The sequence below is a fragment of the uncultured Thiohalocapsa sp. genome, from assembly GCF_913063425.1.
Classification (GTDB): Bacteria; Pseudomonadota; Gammaproteobacteria; order Chromatiales; family Chromatiaceae; genus Thiohalocapsa.
In genome coordinates this window covers 25,318-44,140 of sequence record NZ_CAJXYK010000003.1, presented here as the reverse complement: position 1 = coordinate 44,140, position 18,823 = coordinate 25,318, and the positions used below count along the sequence as shown (strand labels likewise).

Genomic DNA, 18,823 nt, shown 5'->3' with positions numbered 1-18,823 from the left:
CCGGCGCTCAGGCCGGGTCTGCCGCGGTGGCGGTGGTCGCTGCGACCGGCACCGGCGCACTCGCCGCCAGCTCGTCCAGGAAACGGCGCAGGTCGGCACCCTCCGGTGCATGCTTGGTCTGCGTCACGAAGCGGCGCACCAGCGGCAGCAGCCGTTCGGCCTGGGCGTCGTCGATGACCGTGGCCAGCAGCGAAGCATAGGCCATCTGCACCGCATGCCGGCCGGAGTGCTTGCCGAGCACCATACGGTGGCTGCGGCCCACCTCGGCGGGGTCGATGCCCTGGTAGTTGTGCGGATCCTTGAGCAGGCCATCCACGTGGATGCCGGCCTCGTGGGTGAAGGCGCCGTCGCCCACCAGGCTCTTGTGCCAGGCCACAGGGTGGCCGGAGGCGGTGGCGACGAGCTTGGACAGGGCCTCGAACCGGGTCAGGTCCACGCCGGTGTCGAGCTGGTGCACGTGCCGCAGGCCCACGACGACTTCTTCCAGCGCGGCGTTGCCGGCGCGCTCGCCCATGCCGTGGACGGTGGTGTTGACATGCGTGGCGCCGCCGCGCACCGCCGCCAGGGTGTTGGCGGTGGCGAGGCCGAGATCATCGTGGGCATGCATCTCGATCTCGCAGCTGCAAGCACTGGCGAGGTCGCGGATGTGCTCATGGGTGCCGAAAGGGTCCAGCAGGCCCACCGTGTCGGCGAAGCGCACCCGGCGGGCACCGGCGCGCTGGGCGGCGTCGGCCACCTGCTTGAGGAAGTCCGGGTCGGCACGGGAGGCGTCCTCCATGCCGACACCCACGCTCAGGCCGAGGTCCAGCGCCGTGGGCACGAGCCGCGCGATCTGTGCCAGCACCCAGTCCCGGTCCCGGCCGAGCTTGCGGGCGATCTGCTGGTCCGACACCGGCATGGACAGGTCCACCAGGCTCACGCCCAAGTCGCGGCAGGCGGCGATGTCCGCCGGCAGCATGCGCGCCCAGACCATGAGCCGGGCGCCCAGGCCGAGATCGGCCGTGGCGCGGATGGCCTCGCGCTCTTCCTCGCCCATGGACGGGATGCCGATCTCCAGCTCCGGCACGCCGAGGGCATCCAGACCGCGGGCGATGGCAAGCTTCTCCTCCACCGAGAAGGCGACACCGGCCGACTGCTCACCGTCGCGCAGCGTGGTGTCGTTGATGGTGATCAGCGTCCGCAGCGGGCGGTGGACGGCGGCGGCTGGGGTCTGCATCGGCCTGCTCCACGAAGGGGTTGCAGGGAGCTTAAGCAAGCCCTGGGCCAGCCGGGGAGAGCCCATGGAATCAGCGGCTTAGCCTGATGGAGCGGAGGTCGGTGGATGCTTTGCGACAGTGCCGGCGGGCCGTTGTCGGGGATGCGACGTGGGGCCTGTCAGGTCCGGCACGGCATCAATGCGGCAGCCAGTCCGGGGCGAGGATCTGATCAAGGCTCCAGGGGCAGGCGTCGGGCAGCTCCTCGAGCCCGGTGTCCGCAAGGGCCTTGACCACGGCGTCATCCCAGGCATCCGTCCACCAGTCCGGATCGCGCAGGGAGGTCTTCAGGCTCGGCGTGCGCAGCAGGCGCCGCTCGATGCCGCGGCGCTGGTTGCGGATGGTGAGCCGCCAGCTTTTGCCGCGCCGCTCCGGCTGATGCTGCCACTTGATCAGATGCGCCAGCAGCACCGCCATCCGGCTCGCCAGCTCCCGCTGCTCACTCCTGGCCACGTCCTCGATCTCGTCGGCAATGTGCTCGATGTCCAGCTCATCGAAGCGCCCGGCACGCAGCAGAGCCGCCTGGCGGTGGGCCCAGGCGATGACGTCCGCGTCGTGCTGCGCGGCTGGATCGCGGGGCTGGTCGGCGATGCGATACTCGGGCTTCATGGCCAGGCTCGGTGGCACCAGAAAGGTCAATCACAAGCGCAAGTGTAGCGAAAGCCGGACAGGGCTTCAGCGGCCTGTCCATTGTGCTTTCGCGGCCGAGCCTGGGCATGGACACCGATCACGCGCAAGCCCAGCACGATGGACTACGCTTGCTTTAGTCGCCGGCGGGGCCTCGCCCCCGTTGACTTCAAGATGACACAAGCACGGCTGGGCAGGTCGCAGATGTACGCAAGACTGACCGGCGAGGACATCGCCAACCGGGTGGATGGGCCGCTCCTGTTCCTGCGGCGCACCGTGGATGTGGGCCTGAACGAGGCCGTGGAGGTGGAGGACGCCGGTGGTGCCGTGCGCCTCGGGCGCATTGCCGCCCTGGATCAGGACAGCGTCACCGTCGAGATGCTGGACGATACTGCTGGCCTGCGCATCGACGGCTCGCGCGTGCGCTTCTTCGGCGAGCCGCTGCGCTTCCATGTCGGGCCGGGGCTCCTCGGGCGCATCTTCAACGGTGTCGGCAAGCCCCTGGACGGCGGCCCGCCCCTGGCGGCGGAGCGGGCCTATCGCGTGGACGGTCTGCCGCTGAAGCCGTCCGCCCGGCAGGCGCCGAGCGAGTTCCTGGAGACGGGCTTCACGGCCATCGATCTGATGAACTCGCTGGTGCGCGGCCAGAAGCTCCCGCTCTTTTCCGGCGGCGGCCTGCCGCATGACCGCATCGCCGTGGACATCGCCTGCAATGCCCGGCTGCCGGGTGCGCAGCGCGAGCGCGGCGCGGCGGATGCGCGCGGCGACGACGACTTCGCCATCGTCTTCGCCGGCATCGGCATCCCCCACGGCAGTGCCGAGTTCTTCCGCAGCACGCTGGAGCAGAGCGGGGCGCTGGCGCGCACGGTGCTGTTCCTGAACCTGGCCTCGGACGCCAGCGCGCAGCGACTGCTCACACCGCGCTTTGCGCTGACGGCAGCGGAGTACCTGGCCTTCGAGGAAGGCAAGCATGTGCTGGTGATCCTGACCGACCTCACCAACTACTGCGAGGCGCTGCGGGAGGTGTCCGCGAGCCGCGGCGAGGTGCCGAGCCGCAAGGGCTATCCGGGCTACATGTACTCGGACCTGGCGACGTTGTACGAGCGCGCCGGGCGCATCCGCGGCGTGCCGGGGTCCGTCACCCAGGTGCCCATCCTCACCATGCCCAACGACGACATCACCCACCCGATTCCGGACCTCACCGGCTACATCACCGAGGGCCAGCTGGTGCTCGACCGGGAGCTGCACCGCCGCGACCTCTACCCGCCCATCAAGGTGCTGCCGAGCCTGTCCCGGCTGATGAAGGACGGCACCGGCAAGGGGCTCACACACCCGGACCATCCGGCGCTTGCGGCGCAGCTCTATGCCGCCTATGCCCAGGCGCAGCAGACGCGGGTGCTGGCGAGCGTCGTGGGTGAGGAGGGGCTCTCGGAGACAGACCGGCTGTATCTGAGCTTCGGCGCGCGCTTCGAGACCGAGGTGGTCGCCCAGAGTGGACGGCGCAACCTGCACCAGAGCATGGAGGCCGGCTGGCAGGCCCTGCGCGGGCTGCCCGAGCAGGAGCTCACCCGGCTCTCGGATGCGCAGATCCGCGAGCATCTGCGCGACGGCGCCGCCGCCGCGGGCACGCGTTCGGCAGCACAGGTGTCGGCGGCCGCCGCACCGGCCCCCGCCTGAGGGCGCGGCGGGTGCTTTCAGGCCGAGGAGCAGTGCCATGACCGACCGCGAGCTGGTGCCCACCCAGAGTGCCTACCTGGAGCTCAAGGCGGAGCGCGCCGGCATGCAGGAGGGCTACCGGTTTCTGGACGAAAAGCGGCTCATCCTCGCCGGCGAGATCCTCGCCAACCTGCGCGACTACGACGCGACCATGGCCCGCTGGCGGGAGGCTGAGGCTGCGGCGCGGACAGCGCTGCGGGCCGCCGTCGGGCGCCATGGGCTGGATGAGCTTGGCGTCTATCCGCCGGCCGCCGCGGATTGCGGGCTCGTCACCACCAGCCGCTCGGTGCTGGGCGTGCGCGTGGAGGTGCCGGCGCGGGCGGGTGCAGAAACCGCGGGCGTCCAGGGCAGACCCGATGGCGCTGCTGCTGCCGACGGCGATGCCGATGACGGCAGTGACAGCGATGCCGGCGCTTCGGCTGAGCCCTGCGCCATCCAGAGCCCGGAAGGCGAGGCCTGCCGCGCGGCCTTCTCGGCCCTGCTGCCCATTGCCGCGCGGCTTGCGGTGCTGACGGGCAACCTGGAGCGGCTGCGGGTGGAATACCTGCGCACCTCGCGCCGCGCCCGGGCGCTTGAGGACGTGCTGCTGCCGGAGATCGACGCGCGCCTGGGCGTCATCGACACCGCACTGGAGGAGCTGGAGCGGGAGGAGGCGGTGCGGATGCGCCGCGGGCGCGGCGGACCCGGCTGAGCCCGCGTCGTTCCGGATTTTGTCTCACGCAAAGGCGCAAAGGCGCAACGGCGCAACGGGCGAACGGGGCCACGACCGAGCCGTTGCGAGCGTTGCGGCGCGGCGTTCGTTGCGCCAGACCCGGGTCCAACCTATACCGGATGCTTGCTTACTGCTGTTGGGCGGATGCGCCGTCGTCCTCGGCCCGCGCGCGCGCCATCGCCTGGCTGCGGGCGTAGCGCTGGTAGTTCCAGCCGCGCTCGTAGGCGCGCTCGGCGACGAAGCCGATGCTGTTGTGCATGCGGCCCAAGAGCACCACGGCATCGGTCTCCAGCACGCGGCGGCCGTCCGTGGCGAAGAAGGCGAGCGCCGGCAGCTGGGTGAAGCCGAGCGCTGCGTACCAATGCTGCGGGTTGGTGCGCTCGCCGTCCGGCGTGAGCACCGGGGTGGCGGTGTCCCCCGCATCCAGACGCACGATGTCGAAGCCGTCGAGCTTGGCACGGATGTCGGCGTCGCCCAGGACTTCGTCATGGAACCGCGGGCAGCGCTCGCAGTCGCCGCCCTCGAACAGTACCAGCAGCGGGCGCTCCGCCGGCATGGCCGCGCTGCGCACCAGGGCATGCGGCGGCGGCTCGAACAGGGGGTCGTCCGGCAGGGTCCAGCCGGCGGCGCCGTCGGCGTCGGTCTCGGTTTGGGCCAGATACTCCCGCAGGCCCACACGCGCATGATGGCCGTCCACCAGATAGTCCAGCACCCGCGCGAAGCGCTCCGGCCCGTAGTAGCCTGGCAGCTTCACCAGCGGCTTGCCCTGGGTGTCGTAGAAGATCATGGTGGGCGTGAACTGCACCCCCTGATCCAGCGCGAACTGCTTCACGCGGGTGGCGTCGCCGTCGAAGTCCGTCAGCTCCGCATCCGAGAAGACTTCCAGCCCCAGGGCATCGAAGTGCTCGCGCAGGCGCCGGGCAATGGCAGGGTCCCCCAGGCTTGCGTCGATGAACAGATGGCAGTAGGAGCAGCCCTGGGTGGTGAAGAAGATAAACAGCCCCTGCTTGCCGGCGTCCGCTGCCATGGCGGCGTCGTCCGGCAGATCGAGGAAGCTCTGCTTGAACCAGTCCGGGTAGTGCACCGTCATCACGTCCCTGTCGTCGAAGGCCGGGTCCATGGCAGCGGCGCTGCCCGGCAGCCCGAGCAGCAGGGTCAGGCGCGCAGCGAGTATGACCCCTGCGATGCGGTGCTGCGGTTGGGGCCGGGCGCAGCGGCGTTGCGGACCGGGCCGCAGCGCCGGTCGGAGGGTGGGGCGTCGGCTGGCGGATGGGGTTCTTGGCATGGCGTCACCTGTGCTTGGCCGGAGCTGGGGGCGGCAAGGCGGTACGGCTGCCCTGTGCTGGACATGGTGCCGGATTTGTGGCGCGCGGTCGCGGGGAGCCGCACTCGGACGCGATGCTCCGCGGTGGGGGAGGCGACTGAATGCACCGGACGCCGCACAGCGCAGCACGACGTCCGAGAACGCGCGCTCGCCCGGATGGCTGATTGCGTGACGTCCACACCCCGCGCCAGTGCACCACAGGGGCGCCGGGTCGTCAGCCGGTGGCGCGGTCGTCCTCGCGCACCACGGCGGTGGCCGGCTTGTCGCGGCGCAGGCCCAGGAAGCGCGGATGCCGCAGGCGGCCGTCCCGGGTCCACTCGGTGAAGGCCACCTCGCCCACCAGCTCGGGGTCCACCCAATGCACGCCCGCATCCGGCAGCTCGCCGCGGTCGAAGGGGGGATCGTCGCGGGTGTGTCGCTCCAGCTCCTCGCGCAGCTCGTGCAGGGTCTGGGTGTCGAAGCCCGTGCCCACCTTTCCCGCGCACACCAGGGCCCCGTCTTCGTAGTAGCCGATGATCAGGGCGCCGAAGCCTGGGCGACTGCCGCGGGGCTCGGTGAAGCCGCCGATGACCAGCTCCTGGCGATGCTCACACTTGAGCTTGAGCCAGTCCTCGGAGCGGCCGATGTGATACGGGGCATCGGCGCGCTTGGCGATGAGCCCCTCCCAGCCGGCCTCGCAGGCCTCGCGCAGCAGGTGCTCGCCCTCGGCGTTGCGGTGGCTGGTGAAGCGCAGCGGGTCGGCGAAGTCCAGCGCCCGGCGCAGCAGCTCCTTGCGGGTGCGCTGGGGCAGGCGTCGGCAGTCCTGACCGAGCAGGCAGGGGATGTCGAACAGGTACAGGAAAACGGCGACATCCACATCATCCGCGTCGCGGCGCTGCATGCGCTGCTGAAGCTTGCGGAAGCTGGTGCGCGGTCCGTCGAAGGCCACCACCTCGCCGTCCACGACGAAGTCGTCGCAGGCCTGGGCTGCGAGTGCCTCCACCAGCTCCGGGTAGGTGCCATTCAGCCGCTGCCCGCTGCGGGAGCTGAGCCTCACGTCGCCACCGCGGCAGATGGCGATGCAGCGCTCACCGTCCAGCTTGCGCTCGTAGACCCACTCGGGTCCGGTTACGACGTCGTGGGTGAGGGTGGCGAGCATAGGCCCGTGCGGGCCGGTGCGGCTCGGGTCCACCGGGCGGGGGGCATCCGGGTCCAGCGCCGTGAGATCGGCGCGCTCGGCGGTGTCAAGAAAGTCGAAGATCGGGTCCATGGGGTGTGCCTGCGCAGCACCGGCTGCAGCCGGTGGATCCGTTAGGGGAAGGGCGGCGAGCCGCCCGGGTCCGGGCCGAGCAGCAGAACCTCTGGGTGCCGTTCGGCGATCTGCGCCTCCACCCGCGGCAGGGCGGACTCCTCCAGGTCGGCGATGATCATGAGCTCGCCGCGGCGCAGTGCCTGCGCCTGGGCGGCCAGGGGCTCGCGCCCGCGTGGGCGCAGGCTGAGATGCCAGCCCGCACCGACGGCGGCGCCGACCAACGCGAACATCAGCCCTGAAAGGGCATCGAGGCCGCCGTAGAGTCCAATGGCCAGCGCAGGCAGCAGCAACGCGCCCACCAGCGCCGGCACAGCGAGCCGGGTCGCCGGCGGGCGCCAGCGACTGAATGCCACCGGCAGGTCCGCCGGCGCCCGGCGTCCGACGACCCGCAGGCGCGTCGGGTCCGTGCCCAGCTGCAGCAGCTCGCGCACGACACGCGCGCCGTTGTCCGGGTCGCGGGCACGGATGTAGATACTGGTTGTCATGCAGGACTCCTCGCGCTGCGGGCTGCCTGCGACCGCCTTGGTGCGACGCGGCGCCTCTGCTTTTCTCTGAGAGTTAAGCAACGCATATGCCGTGGCGTCGGCTGCTGTCGCCGCCGTGGCGACCGCCGGCAGCGTTCATCTGCCCATCGCACAGACCTGCACGGGCCGGCGTGCCAGGTCCCGGATGCAGGGGTCGGTGGACCGATTGACGGTCGTATCAGGGTGATGAGGTGGGTCGCCGATGGATTTCCTGGTGCCGGGGGATGACTTCCCGGTGCCCGGGGGATATCGTCCGCCGGCCTGCGTACCGCACCGTTGCCCGACTCCGAGCACGGCGTGTGACTGCACGGAGGCGCGCAGGCCCCGGCGCTGCGCTGCATCACTGCAGCGGCCCGCAACTGCGGTATCGTAGGCGGCGGGTCGCGGCGTCCGCCGCGCTGGACTCATGCATCGCTCCCGGAGGACTGTCCATGCGAGAGCTGACCTGGGACAAGACGCTCAGCGTCGAGGTGCCCGAGATCGACGAAGACCACCGCCGGCTCGTGGACCTGTACAACATCCTCAATCATGCGGTGGCCGAGGCCGAGTCCCAGGCCTACATCGACGCCGTGACCGAAGAGCTCATCGCCTGCACCCGCTGGCACTTCTGCCACGAGGAGCGGCTGATGCTGAAGCACGGCTACGACGGCCTGGCCGAGCACAAGGCCGAGCACGATGAGCTGATTGCGAGTGCCGAGGCACTGCAGGCGCGCCTGCGCGGCGCCGGCAAGGCCGTCTCCACCGACGAGGTGGAGTTCCTGGAGCGTTGGCTGATGGGGCACATCTACGGCGCCGACATGCAGATGGGCGCGTATCTGTCGCAGGCCATGTAGCCGCGGTATGGCCTGGATCTATCTCGTCGCCGCCGGCCTGTTCGAGTGGGGCTGGCCGGTGGGCCTCAAGCTCGGCACGAGCAATGGGGATCTGCACTGGGGCTGGATCGCCTTCTCCATCGGCTGCATCGCCGCCAGCGGCACCCTGCTGCTGCTGGCCCAGCGGACCATCCCCATGGGCACGGCCTATGCGGTGTGGACCGGCATCGGCGCGGTGGGGACCTTCCTGCTCGGGCTGCTCCTGTTTGGTGAATCGGCGACCCTGGCGCGGTTCTTCTTCGTGGGGCTGATCGTGGTGGGAATTGTGGGGCTCAAGCTTGCCTCGCCGGAGTGAGCCTCTGCGCCCGTCGCGCTGAGCGCGCCTCCAGACAGCAGAAAACCGGGAAACGGCGCCCGTTTCCCGGTTTCCTGTGCTGCCAGCCGGCCATCAGGGCCGGCGATGCGCTCCAGCGTCAGCCGCCGAAGTTCGCGGCAACGAAGTCCCAGTTGATCTTGTCCCAGATCGCGTCAAGGTACTTCGGCCGGGCGTTGCGATAGTCGATGTAGTAGGCATGCTCCCAGACGTCCACGGTCAGCAGGGGCGTCAGGCCCTCGGTGAGGGGGTTGCCGGCGTTGGAGGTGTTGTGGATGTCCACGCCGCCCTCCGCCGTCTTCACCAGCCAGGTCCAGCCGGAGCCGAAGTTGGTAGCCGCGGACTGGCTGAAGGACTTCTTGAATTCGTCGAAGGAGCCGAACTTGGCCTTGATGGCCTCGGCCAGCGCGCCCGTGGGCTCGCCGCCGCCGTTGGGGCTCAAGCAGTTCCAGTAGAAGGTGTGATTCCACACCTGGGCGGCGTTGTTGAAGACGCCGCCGGAGGCGTTCTTGATGATGTCCTCCAGGGACATGCTCTCGAACTCCGTGCCCGGAATCAGGTTGTTCAGGTTGTTGACATAGGTCTGGTGGTGCTTGCCGTAGTGGTACTCGATGGTCTCCGCGGAGATCACGGGCTCGAGGGCGTTCTTCTCGTACGGCAGGGCGGGGAGCTCATGGGCCATGGTTCGCCTCCTGGTTGACGTGTGGGTGAGACATCGGCGGCAAAGCCGGTGCTGTCGCTCGCTGCGGCAATCTTGTGCCCGCCATGGGGTATCTCAAGCCGCCCGCGCCCCGCCGCCGGCACGACCCGTACGGCTTTGCCGCGGGGCGGGCGACGTGTGACGATAGCCGCAGGTGCCATGCCGGTGCCGCCTTGTCCGCCACGCCCGAGGCCGCCGTGAACGCCATCCAGCTGAGCCTCTTCGTCAGCCGCCTCACCGCCGTCTGCGACGAGATGGCCGCGGTGCTGCGCAACGCGGCCCTGTCGCCGAACATCCGTGATCGTCTGGACTTCTCCTGCGCCGTCTTCGATGCCGACGGCGCCCTTTGTGCCCAGGCGGCGCACATCCCCGTGCACCTCGGCAGCATGGCCTATGCCATGGCGGACCTGGTGGCGCGCTTCGACTGGGCCGACGGTGACATGGTCATCGTCAACGATCCGTACCTCGGCGGCACCCATCTGCCGGACGTAACCCTCATCGCACCGGTGTTCGCCGCCGCCGGCAACGGACGGCAGACGCTGCTGGGCTTCGTCGCCAACCGCGCCCACCATGCGGACATCGGCGCCAGCACCCCGGGCTCCATGCCCATCTCCGCGCGGCTGGAGGAGGAGGGCGTCGTGATCCCACCGCGGCTGCTGGTGCGCGCTGGCGTGCCGGATGCGGAGGTGCTGGCCGAGATCACCGGCGCCACGCGCAGCCCCCAGCATGCGCGCGGCGACTTCTTTGCGCAGATTGCCGCCAACCGCGCCGGGGTGGCCCGGGTCGCGGCGCTGGTGGATGCCGCCGGCATGGACGCGTTCCGCGCCGGGCTGGGCGCCATGAACGACTATGGCGAGCGCCTGGCCCGGGCCGCCGTGCGTGCCATCCCGGACGGCCGCTACGCGTTCGAGGATATGCTGGACGACGACGGCCGCGGGCAGCAGGACATCCCCATCCGGCTCGCACTCACCATCGCCGGCGACAGCGCGCTCTGCGATTTCACCGGCACCGCCCCACAGGTGCAGGGCAACGTCAACTGCCCGCTGGCGGTGGTCGCGGCGGCGGTGTTCTATTGCTTCCGCTGCCTGATGCCGCCGGAGACGCCCGCCTGCGCCGGGGCACTGCGCCCGCTGGCCCTGCATGCCCCCGAAGGCTCGCTGCTCAACGCCAGGCGGCCCGCGGCGGTGGCGGCGGGCAATGTGGAGACCAGCACCCGTATCGTTGACGTGGTGCTGGGGGCCCTGGCGCAGGCGGAGAACGGCCACTGGCACGGCCGCATCCCGGCGGCGAGCCACGGCAGCATGAACAACCTCGCCATCGGCGGGGTGCGCGACGGTGCCGCCTGGGACTACTACGAGACCATCGGCGGCGGCATGGGTGCGGGCGCCGTGGGCGGCGGCCTGTCGGCGGTGCAGACCCACATGACCAACACCCTCAATACGCCCATCGAGGTCATCGAGTCCCGCTTTCCGCTGCGGGTCACCTGTTACGCCATCCGGCGCGGCTCTGGCGGTGCGGGTGCAAGACCCGGCGGCGACGGCCTGATCCGGGAGCTCGAATGCCTCGCGCCGGCGCATGCAACACTCATCGGCGAGCGCCGCCGGCATGCCCCTTGGGGCATCCAGGGGGGCAAGCCCGGCCAGCCCGGCGCGCAGTGGCACAACCACCGGCCGCTGCCCGGCAAGATCGCCTTGGATCTGGCGCCCGGCGACCGGCTGCGCATCGAGACGCCGGGTGGGGGTGGCTGCGGCGCGGGGTCCTAGGGAAACGCCGAAGTCTTCGGCGTTTCCCGTGCGAGATCGGTACGTCGATCCCAAGCCCCTGTTTTGTTAGCCTTGACGCAGCGCACCAGCCGAGGCAGAGCCATGCCCCCCACCGCCATCGCCGACGCCCCGACGGCGCCCATCCCGGACCCGGAAAGGTCCGACACCGGGGACTCCGCGGACGGCCGCATGGTGTCCGAGGCCGAGTACTGGCGCGACTGGTACCACGTCTCGGACATCACCTACGAATGGAACAACGGCCGCTTGGAGGAGAAGCCGGTGTCGGAGTTCGAGACCCTGCTCGTCTACAAGTGGCTCCTGTTGCTGCTGGAGCACTTCCTGGCCGAGCGGCCCATCGCCGCGTCGTTGCCGTTGGAGATGGGGTTTCGGCTTGCACTGCCCACGGGCACCGTCATCCGCCGGCCCGACCTCGCCGTGGTCCGCCACGACAACCCCACACCCATCTCCGGGCGCGACTGCTCCTACCGGGGCGTCTACGATCTCTGCATCGAGGTACTGTCCGACACCAAGCCCAGCCACATGGCCCGGGACACGGTCAACAAGAAGGCCGAGTACGCCGCCGGCGGCGTCAACGAATACTGGATCATTCACCGCAGCCGCGAGCGGCAGGCCTTCTACCGCCGCACTGCGGACGGCCGCCACCTCCCCATCCAGCCCAGCGACGGGGTGATCGAGTCCGTGGTTCTGCCGGGCTTTCGCTTCCGGCTCGACGACCTGGAGCGCCAGCCCAGCTGGATCGCGCTGCGCGACGACCCCGTCTACGCCGATTTCGTGCTGCCGCAATGGACCCGTGACCGCCAAACAGCGGCGGCCGGTGCGGCGCGTGCGCTCGCGGCGGAGACCCGCGCAGCGGAGGCGGAGGCGCGTGCGGCAGACGCCGAAGCCCGCGCCAACGCCGAGGCCGCGGCGCGCCGAGCGCTTGAAAAGCGGCTCGCGCGGCTCGAGGCGGCGCGGTCGGCCGATGACGGTCCCCGGGACGACTGAGCGAGACCGCTGCCCTGCATGCTGAAGGCCTTGGCCGCGCATGCAGGCTTGTGCGGGCCCGGCGCACCACTGGAGCGATGCCGCGACGTGCCTAGGTTGGAGCCGGGAGGCGCGGCAAGCGGGGATGCATTAGTCTGTGGTCGTCGGTCGTCGGTCGTCGGTCGTCGGCCCTGAGCGAGGTCTGCGCCCCGGACAGGCTATACAGCCGGCCGCGTCCCAACCCCACCAAGGAGACCTGCCATGTGCGGCATCTGCGGCGAGCTGCGCCTTGACGGCGCCCCGGCGGACCTGACGGCCATCGGCCGCATGCTCGGGCCCCTGGCGCGGCGTGGGCCGGACCATGGCGGCAGCTACAGCGACGGGCCGCTCGGCTTCGGACATCGGCGGCTCAGCATCATCGATCTCTCGGTGCGGGCCAACCAGCCCATGGTGGACCAGGGACTCGGGCTGGCGCTGGTGTTCAACGGCAGCATCTACAACTACCCGGAGCTGCGCCGGGAGCTGATCGGGCTCGGTTACCAGTTCTTCTCCGACGGCGACACCGAGGTCATCCTCAAGGCTTGGCACGCCTGGGGCGAGGACTGTGTGGCGCGGCTGCACGGCATGTTCGCCTTCGCCGTCTGGGACGCCAACCGCAAGTGCCTGTTTCTGGCCCGGGACCGCTTCGGCATCAAGCCGCTCTATTGGACCGAAAGCGCCGAGCGCATCCGTTTCGCATCCAATACGCAGTCCCTGCTGGCGGGCGGCGGCGTGGATACCAGCATCGACCCGGTGGCGCTGCACCATCTGTTCACGCTGCACGCGGTGGTGCCGGCGCCGCGGACGGTGCTGAACGGCGTGCGCAAGCTCCCGCCCGCCCACTGGCTGCGCATCGACGCCGACGGGCGCCGCACCGAGCGCGCGTACTGGCAGCTGGACGCCACCCGGCCCGCGCCGGGCTCGGGCTGGCCCGAGTCCGATGAGGCATGGGTGGAGCTGATCCACGAGCGCCTGCAACGGGCGGTGCAGAAGCGGCTCGAGATCGCCGACGTGCCCGTGGGCGTGCTGCTCTCGGGCGGGCTCGACTCCAGCCTGCTGGTGGCGCTGCTGGCGGAGCAGGGCGCCCGGGACCTGCACACCTTCTCCGTCGGCTTCGAGGACACCCCGGAGGAGGCGGGCAGCGAGTTCGAGTACTCGGACCCGGTGGCCGCCCGCTACGAGACCCGCCACCACCGTTTCCGGGTGCCGAACAGCCAAGTGCTGCGCCGCCTGCCGGAGGCCGTGGACGCCATGGCGGAGCCCATGTTCGGGCAGGACGCGGTGGCCTTCTATCTGCTGGCCGAGCAGGTGTCCCGCGACATCAAGGTGGTGCAGTCGGGGCAGGGCGCCGACGAGGTCTTCGGCGGCTATTTCTGGTACCCGCGCATCGCCGCGGATACCGCGGGCAGCCCGGCCGAGAAGCTCCGCCGCCACTACTTCGACCGCGACCACGACGAGTACCTGCAACTGGTCACGGACACCTATGCCGGCCCCGACCACACCGGCGCCTGGGCGGCGGACCGGCTCGCCGAGCCCCTGGCGGACGAGGTCATCGACGCGGTGCTGCGGCTCGATGTCACCACGCTCATCGTCGATGACCCGGTGAAGCGCGTGGACAACATGACCATGGCCTGGGGCCTGGAGGCCCGCGTGCCCTTCCTGGACCATCAGCTGGTGGAGGCCGCCGCGCGCTGCCCGCCTGCGCTCAAGCTGCGCGATGAGGGCAAGTGGCCGCTCAAGGCCATCGCCCGCGGGCGGCTGCCGGATGCGGTCATCGACCGGCCCAAGGGCTACTTCCCGATGCCGGCGCTGAAATACGTCCGCGGCGAGTTCCTGGACTTCATGCGCGACATCCTGGAGTCCACCGCCTGCCGCCAGCGCGGGATCTACCGCCGGGAGTACGTGGATACGCTCCTCGCCGCACCGGACCAGCACCACACCCGCATCCAGGGCAGCAAGCTCTGGCACCTGGCGCTGTTGGAGTATTGGCTCACGCGGCAGGTGGACGGGCGCTCCGGCTGAGGCCCGCTCGCCGGCTTGCCGACGCCGGTCGCGGCAGGGATGCCGCTCCCACAAGCGCACTGGCCGTCGGAGCGGCTTCCAGCCGCGACAGCGCCGCACAGGCCGAGGAAGCGGCTTCCAACCGCGCTGATCCGCCGGCCAGCCCATGACCTGAACGTCGCCAGGCGTCACCCACGCGCGCAACCGGCGAGCGACGCTGACTCCACCCGCGATGGTATCAGCGCTTTTTACAGTCTCTGCTTCAGGCGATTCGCTGTCTTTCGCCTAGGGGAGGAACAGTGTTTGCATCAGTCGAGGCGCTCAGCAGCGCAAAACCCCTGTCTGTAAAAAATGTTGACACCGGCGCAAGTGCCGCGCCCGCAATCGAGAGGATAGACAAGCCATGCAAGCCTCGCTGAAACAACGCCTTGCGATGACCACCGGCGCCGCCGCGGCGGCCTTCGGCCCGGCCGCGGTGCAGGGCGCTGTGGTTTACAACAACACGAGCCCGATCACCGCCACCTTTAACACGGCGGACAACAGCCACGACTGGGATGTGGACGGCGACAATCAAGCGGACTTCAGGCTGGTCGGATCTCGATATGGGTACACCACGAGTTACTACGACTCGGCGGCCGGTATCAAATATTACTCCGCCGAAGCGGATGCCACCGTCCGCCTGAACTCCGGGGGCGCCCTCGTCCGTCAGGGCGGATTGGCCGCCGACTTCAGGGCGCTGACGGCGGGCCTGACGGTCGGCCCGCTCTTGGCCGGCGGGTACACTTGGGGCGCATCCAATACTCAGCGAATCGTCGTGTCGGATGCCACTCGCGTTACCGATACGAACGCTATTCCTATTCCTTATGACAACCTGTCCGGGTCTATCGGGAACAATTTCCAAGCCGGCGGCTTCGGCAACAACTTTATCGGCTTTCGCTTCGACATCTCCGGAGCGACCCACTACGGGTGGGCGGAGCTGCTCGTCGACGACGGCACCGGCACCGGCGGGCGCGGCGATGTCACCATCACCCGCTGGGCCTACGAGGACACCGCCGACTGCGCCATCGACGTCGGCCAGACCAGCGGCGACAACTGCGCCAATGACGTCCCCAACCCCGGCACGCTGGCGCTGCTCGCCGCCGGCGCCGCCGGGCTGCGGCGCTGGCGCGGCAGGGCCAAGGCGGCCTGATCCCCTGACCGCACGCCGACCGCGGCCGGAAGCCGCTCCCACCCCGACCGCCCGAGACGCACCATGAACAAGACACTCTTGATCGGCTGGGACGCCGCGGACTGGAAGGTGATCCACCCCTTGATGGAAGCCGGCGAGATGCCGAATCTGGAGCGCTTCGTATCCGAAGGCGCCATGGGTAACCTGATGACCCTGCAGCCCATCCTCTCGCCCATGCTCTGGACCAGCATCGCGACAGGCAAGCGGGCGCACAAGCACGGCATCCACGGCTTCTCCGAGCCGGACCCGGCCTCCGGCGGTGCGCGGCCCGTGACCAACCTGGGCCGCAAGGTGCGCGCGATCTGGAACATGCTCCAGCTGCATGGGCTCAAGTCCAACGTGGTGGGCTGGTGGCCGTCCTTCCCACCGGAGCCCATCAGCGGTGTGATGGTCTCGAACCACTTCCATACGGCGCCGAAGCACCACCAGGCGCCTTGGCCGGTGCCGACGCAGCAGGTGCACCCGCAGCGCCTCGCCGCCCCTCTGGCCGAGTTCCGCATCCGCCCGGAGCAGCTGACCGCCGAGCAGCTCCTGCCCTTCGTGCCCAGGGCCGCGGACATCGACCAGGACAAGGACAAGCGCTTGTTCAGCGTGGCCAAGATCCTCGCCGAGACGGCCACCGTGCACGGCGCCGCCACGGCGCTGATGCAGCTGGAGCCCTGGGACTTCATGGCCGTCTACTTCGACGCCATCGACCACTTCGGCCACGGCTTCATGAAGTACCACCCGCCGCGGCAGGCGTGGATCGACGCGCACAGCTTCGAGCTCTACAAGGACGTCGTCGCCGGCGCCTATCGCTTCCATGACATGATGCTCGGCACCTACATGCAGCTGGCCGGGCCGGACACCAATATTCTCATCTGCTCCGATCACGGCTTCCACCCGGACCACCTGCGCCCACGGGAGCTGCCGAACGAGCCCGCCGGGCCTGCCGCGGAGCACCGCCAGTTCGGCGTCTTCGCCGCCTGGGGGCCGGACATCGCCCAGGATCGGCTGGTCCATGGGGCCTCGCTGCTGGATATCACGCCCACCATCCTGCAGCTCTACGGCCTGCCCATCGGCCGCGACATGGACGGCAAGCCACTTTTGGCTGCCCTGCGCGCACCCGGGGAGGTCGAGCTCATCGATTCCTGGGAGGACCTCCTGGGGGACGACGGTCGCCACCCGGCCGACGTCAGCGTGGACCCGGTGGACGCCCGCGAGTCGATGCAGCAGCTGGTGGATCTGGGGTACGTGGAGGCGGTGGACGAGGACCGCGACCAGGCCGCCCGCCAGACCGTGCGGGAGCTGCGCTACAACCTGGCCCGCGACCTGATGGACGCGCACAAATGGGTAGACGCGGCCGAGATTCTGCATGAGCTCTGGGAGGCCGAGCCCGCGGAGGTCCGCTTCGGCGCCAAGCTCTTCGACTGCCGGCTGGCACTCGGCGACACCGCCGCCGCGCGCGCGACGCTGGACCTTCTGATACAGCGCAAGACCGAGTCCGCCAAAGCCGCGGGGGAGGAGCTTGGGCAGATCCGCGCGGGCTGGGAGCAGGACGACGCGGGCCGCGCCAAGGCGCCGGAGGACCTGCCGGAGGGCGAGCAGCGGCGCCTGCGCAAGCTGCGCAAGCGCGCCGGCGTGAACCGCAGCACGCTGGCCTTTTTCCGCGGCCGGCTCCTGCGCGCCGAGGGGCGCCATGCCGAGGCACTCGCCGCCCTGGAGCAGGCCGCCGGTGCCCAGATGCACAATCAGCCGAGCCTGCTGCAGACCAAGGGCGAGCTCTTGCTGCGGCTGCATCGCCACCAAGAAGCGGAGCGGGTGTTCCAGGAGATTCTGGACATCGACCCGGTGAACGCCCGGGCGCAGTTCGGTCTCGCGCAGAGCTGTCTCGGCCGCAGGGGGCTGGAGGCGCCGGCGTTGGCGGCGCTGTCCGCGTCGTTGGCGCTGGTCTTCCACAATCCGCGCGGGCATTACCTGCGCGGCGCGGCGCTGATGCGCCTGAAACGTTACGAGGAGGCCATCAATGCCTTCGAGACCGCAGTGGCGCAGAACAGCGTCTATCCCGCCGCCCACCGCCGGCTCGCCCGGCTGTACCAAGGCTTGCGACAAGACCCCGAGGCCGCCGAGCGGCAGCGAGCACTGGCGCGCGCTGCCTTACAGCGCCTCGCCGAGCACCGCGCCGGCGTGCCGCTGCCGAGCAGGAGCGAGTCGGCGCTGGCGCCCGTCGCCGCGGGCGATCTGGCGTCCCTGGCCGACCTGAGCACCCGGGAGGCGCTGCCGGCCATGGCGGCGGAGACGGTGGTCATCGTCTCCGGGCTGCCGCGCTCCGGCACCTCCATGGCCATGCAGATGATCGCCGCCGGCGGCCTGCCGGTGCTCACCGACCAGGAGCGCCCGGCAGACGAGGACAATCCCAAGGGCTACTTCGAGTACGCGCCCGCCAAGGCCACGGCCAGCTCGCCCGACTGGCTGCTTGCGGCCCGAGGCAAGGCCGTGAAGCTGGTGGCGCAGCTGCTGCCGCGCATCGGCGCCAACCTGAAGTACCGCATCGTCTTCATGGAGCGCCCGCTGAACGAGGTCATCGCCTCCCAGCGGGTGATGCTGGATCGCGCCGGCAAGCAGGGCGGGCGGCTCACGGACCGGCGCCTGGCACAGACCTATCTGAAGCAGCTCGCCGGCGTGCGTGCGGTGCTGAAGCGCTGGCCGGAGCAGGTGGCGCTGTTGTCGGTGAGCTACCACGAGGCCCTGGCGGACCCGGCAGGCACCGCCGGGCGGGTCAATGCCTTCCTCGGCGGCGGCCTGGGCGAGGCGGCCATGGCCGCCGCCATCGATCCGGCGCTGCGTCGGCAGGGCATCGAGAGCGCGGCCGACGAGGCGGCATGATCGGGGCCGATGCCGCCGCGGCACCGTTGGGCGCGGGCGAGGCGGCCTTCCGCGGCTATCGGCTGACGCCCGTGTATCTTTGCATCACCGACGCCGAGCGGGCGGAGGTGATCGCGATGTGGCGGGATGCCAATGCCTTGCGCAACCTGGACGTCGCCGAGCAGCGCAGCCGCGAGGTCGTGCTCTTGGTGCGTCACGCGGCGAGCGGTGTGCTGGCGGGGGTCTCGACCGTGGGGCTGAAGCCGCGCCCGGCGGACGGGCGGCTGCTCTATCACTACCGGATGTTCGTCCGACCGGAGCATCGCCAGCCGCATCTGATGCGCGCCGTGACCAACGCCACGCGGGATTATCTGCGCGACTTCCGGCACCCGGACGCCGAGCCCGCCGGCATGCTCATCGTCACCGAAAACCGCAAGCTGATGCGCCCGGGGCTGAAGCGCCTGCTTGGGCGCCACGGTTACGAGTACCGCGGGCGGGAACGGCGAGGGCTGGACGTCTGGCTGGTGCGGTTTTGAGCGCAATGCGCGCGTGCCCACCCATTGAGGTCCGCCCACAAAAACCTACTAAAATACTCGGAGTCTTGATAAGCCGTGCGGCAATCCCACCTCCCC

Annotated in this window: 16 protein-coding genes; 10 read left to right on the top strand and 6 right to left on the bottom strand. The window is 70.1% G+C overall.

All coding sequences use genetic code 11. The features are described 5' to 3' along the window. Nucleotides 1-7: 7 nt before the first annotated feature. Together nifV and QZ607_RS02000 are read right to left on the bottom strand one after the other, a co-directional pair. Entirely contained in the window at nt 8-1,216 is a 1,209-nt protein-coding gene (gene nifV, locus QZ607_RS02005; protein WP_295879061.1) for a homocitrate synthase, read from the bottom strand. A gap of 175 nt (nt 1,217-1,391) precedes the next feature. Next, on the bottom strand, nt 1,392-1,862 hold the full coding sequence (locus QZ607_RS02000; RefSeq protein WP_295879060.1) for a DUF29 domain-containing protein: 471 nt from the start codon (nt 1,860-1,862) through the stop codon (nt 1,392-1,394). A 222-nt stretch (nt 1,863-2,084) separates the two neighbouring features. On the opposite strand from QZ607_RS02000, the gene QZ607_RS01995 reads away from it, so the two are divergent. Both QZ607_RS01995 and QZ607_RS01990 read left to right on the top strand, forming a co-directional pair. After that, nucleotides 2,085-3,557, top strand: a complete 1,473-nt coding sequence (locus tag QZ607_RS01995; RefSeq protein ID WP_295879057.1) for a V-type ATP synthase subunit B — start codon at nt 2,085-2,087, stop codon at nt 3,555-3,557. Nucleotides 3,558-3,594: 37 nt separating this feature from the next. Then, a complete protein-coding gene (locus QZ607_RS01990) occupies nt 3,595-4,287 on the top strand; it encodes a V-type ATP synthase subunit D (protein WP_295879053.1) in 693 nt (230 codons plus the stop codon). Nucleotides 4,288-4,435: 148 nt separating this feature from the next. Here the strand turns inward: QZ607_RS01990 and QZ607_RS01985 are convergent, their stop codons facing one another. The 3 genes from QZ607_RS01985 to QZ607_RS01975 form a co-directional block, all read right to left on the bottom strand. After that, on the bottom strand, nt 4,436-5,593 hold the full coding sequence (locus tag QZ607_RS01985) for a thioredoxin fold domain-containing protein (RefSeq protein WP_295879051.1): 1,158 nt from the start codon (nt 5,591-5,593) through the stop codon (nt 4,436-4,438). A gap of 253 nt (nt 5,594-5,846) precedes the next feature. Then, nucleotides 5,847-6,881, bottom strand: coding sequence for a non-homologous end-joining DNA ligase (gene ligD, locus QZ607_RS01980; RefSeq protein WP_295879049.1), 1,035 nt, complete (start codon nt 6,879-6,881; stop codon nt 5,847-5,849). Nucleotides 6,882-6,922: 41 nt separating this feature from the next. Beyond that, on the bottom strand, nt 6,923-7,408 hold the full coding sequence (locus QZ607_RS01975) for a hypothetical protein (protein WP_295879048.1): 486 nt from the start codon (nt 7,406-7,408) through the stop codon (nt 6,923-6,925). 470 nt (nt 7,409-7,878) lie between these two features. Between QZ607_RS01975 and QZ607_RS01970 the strand changes: the two genes are divergently transcribed. Continuing rightward, complete coding sequence (locus QZ607_RS01970; protein ID WP_295879045.1) at nt 7,879-8,280, top strand: bacteriohemerythrin; 402 nt, start codon at nt 7,879-7,881, stop codon at nt 8,278-8,280. A gap of 7 nt (nt 8,281-8,287) precedes the next feature. After that, nucleotides 8,288-8,614, top strand: a complete 327-nt coding sequence (locus tag QZ607_RS01965) for a multidrug efflux SMR transporter (RefSeq protein ID WP_295879043.1) — start codon at nt 8,288-8,290, stop codon at nt 8,612-8,614. A gap of 118 nt (nt 8,615-8,732) precedes the next feature. Here QZ607_RS01965 and QZ607_RS01960 read toward each other — a convergent pair whose 3' ends face one another. Then, nucleotides 8,733-9,314 carry a Fe-Mn family superoxide dismutase gene (locus tag QZ607_RS01960; protein WP_295879040.1) on the bottom strand — a complete coding sequence of 194 codons (582 nt, stop codon included), beginning with the start codon at nt 9,312-9,314 and terminating at the stop codon, nt 8,733-8,735. Between the two features lie 215 nt (nt 9,315-9,529). Here QZ607_RS01960 and QZ607_RS01955 point away from each other — a divergent pair, with 215 nt between their 5' ends. The 6 genes from QZ607_RS01955 (at nt 9,530) to QZ607_RS01930 (ending at nt 18,727) form a co-directional block, all read left to right on the top strand. Beyond that, on the top strand, nt 9,530-11,095 hold the full coding sequence (locus QZ607_RS01955; protein ID WP_367268144.1) for a hydantoinase B/oxoprolinase family protein: 1,566 nt from the start codon (nt 9,530-9,532) through the stop codon (nt 11,093-11,095). Nucleotides 11,096-11,197: 102 nt separating this feature from the next. After that, a complete protein-coding gene (locus tag QZ607_RS01950; RefSeq protein ID WP_295879034.1) occupies nt 11,198-12,100 on the top strand; it encodes a Uma2 family endonuclease in 903 nt (300 codons plus the stop codon). Between the two features lie 240 nt (nt 12,101-12,340). Then, nucleotides 12,341-14,140, top strand: coding sequence for an N-acetylglutaminylglutamine amidotransferase (locus QZ607_RS01945; protein WP_295879031.1), 1,800 nt, complete (start codon nt 12,341-12,343; stop codon nt 14,138-14,140). Between the two features lie 382 nt (nt 14,141-14,522). Then, nucleotides 14,523-15,308: a hypothetical protein gene (locus QZ607_RS01940; RefSeq protein WP_295879029.1), complete on the top strand. Its 786-nt coding sequence runs from the start codon at nt 14,523-14,525 to the stop codon at nt 15,306-15,308. 63 nt (nt 15,309-15,371) lie between these two features. After that, entirely contained in the window at nt 15,372-18,212 is a 2,841-nt protein-coding gene (locus QZ607_RS01935; RefSeq protein WP_295879027.1) for an alkaline phosphatase family protein, read from the top strand. Next, nucleotides 18,209-18,727, top strand: a complete 519-nt coding sequence (locus tag QZ607_RS01930; RefSeq protein WP_295879024.1) for a hypothetical protein — start codon at nt 18,209-18,211, stop codon at nt 18,725-18,727. Before QZ607_RS01935 ends, QZ607_RS01930 begins: the two co-directional genes overlap by 4 nt. The last annotated feature ends 96 nt before the right edge of the window (nt 18,728-18,823 follow it).